This is a genomic window from Bacillus sp. JJ634 (genome assembly GCF_036962285.1).
GTDB lineage: Bacteria > Bacillota > Bacilli > Bacillales > DSM-1321 > Peribacillus > Peribacillus asahii_A.
Map to the genome: position 1 here is coordinate 1 of NZ_JBALMU010000235.1, position 1,447 is coordinate 1,447.

Here is a 1,447-nt window from a genome sequence, read left to right on the forward strand (position 1 = left end):
CATTTGTTTTATCCTAAACTGAATTTCTTTTTATACCATAAGGGAGATTCATGTTAAGAGGATTCGTTATACATCATGTATGTAGTATAAAATTAGAAGGTTACTCATTTAGTCATACAAACAAATAAATCAGCACTAATTATCGTTGAAGTTTAATATTGTTTTGTTCAATAATCGCTCCTGATTATTGAACAAAACAAAATCCTACATTTACTACAGTAGGATTTTTGATTAAACTTTTATAAATTCCCCATCTTTATTTAAAAACTGCATATAAGCAGTTCATCTTTCTTATAAATGGTTTATTTGGATAAAAAATTTAATTTCCAATTTCAACTTTTATCTAGGATATATTTAATCAAATATTCTGCGTCTACTCCGACCCCTTGAAGAAGTGCAGAACCTCTACTATATTGCCACGGCAATCCTAAAAAATATAATCCATCTATTGATGTAATACCTCTTTGGTGAATTGGCTGACTCTTTTCGTCCAAAACTTTAGCTATATCAATCCATTTATAATCAGATACAAAACCTGTTGACCATATCACATTATTAACGTGTACTTCACTATTGTCTTCAAAAATAATATTGTCATTTTGTATTGATATAGTTCGTGGCTTTAATATTACTTTTCCACTCTTTATTAGAGATTTAAGTTCAAATCCAAAAATTGGGTCAGGGTTATTTTTTATGTACTGACCTACTTTAGTATTCACACTTGCTCTATATATTCCCAGTTTATCAAACCACCAGAAAATGCTTTTGTTCATTACACTTTGTGGTAAAAACTTCATTTTATGATTAACTGATAAATAAGTTTCTCTTTGTTTTGATAATTCAACTGCAATTTGTGCTCCTGAATTTCCTCCCCCCACTACTAATACAGGTCCATCTCTTAGTTGCTTTGAATTTTTATATTGAGACGAATGAAGCTGCAAAACATTATTAGACAGTGTTTTCGCAAACTCTGGAACAAATGGGTTCTGAAAGGGTCCGGTTGCTATAACTACATTTTTAGCTAGTATTTCTCCTTTATCAGTTAAGATTCGAAAGCTATCCTCATCTTTATATAAACCTTGAACTATAGTTCTTAGCTTTACAGGAAGGCTAAACGCTTCAGCGTAAAAAGATAAATACTTGGCTATTTCATCTTTTGTGGGGTAAACACTCTGATTGCCTTCTAAAGCTAGTCCGGGTAATGAACTATAAGAACGTGGGGTAAATAACTTAAGAGAATCATACCTATTTTTCCAAACTGCCCCTACCTCTTCTCCTTTATCGAGAATTAAAAAAGATAAATCCATTTGTTGTAAGTAATATCCCATTGAAAGTCCAGCTTGCCCTGCACCGATAATGATTACATCATACTTCATTAGTATCACTTCCATTATTTATTGAATTATTAACTTCGATATGTTAAATAATAAAAGCTAATATATTAATT

1 protein-coding gene is annotated in these 1,447 nt (G+C 30.9%); it reads right to left on the minus strand.

From position 1 onward, the window contains the following. Positions 1-332 precede the first annotated feature (332 nt). Positions 333-1,376 carry a flavin-containing monooxygenase gene (locus tag V7068_RS22450; RefSeq protein ID WP_499714637.1) on the minus strand — a complete coding sequence of 348 codons (1,044 nt, stop codon included), beginning with the start codon at positions 1,374-1,376 and terminating at the stop codon, positions 333-335. Positions 1,377-1,447: the final 71 nt, after the last annotated feature.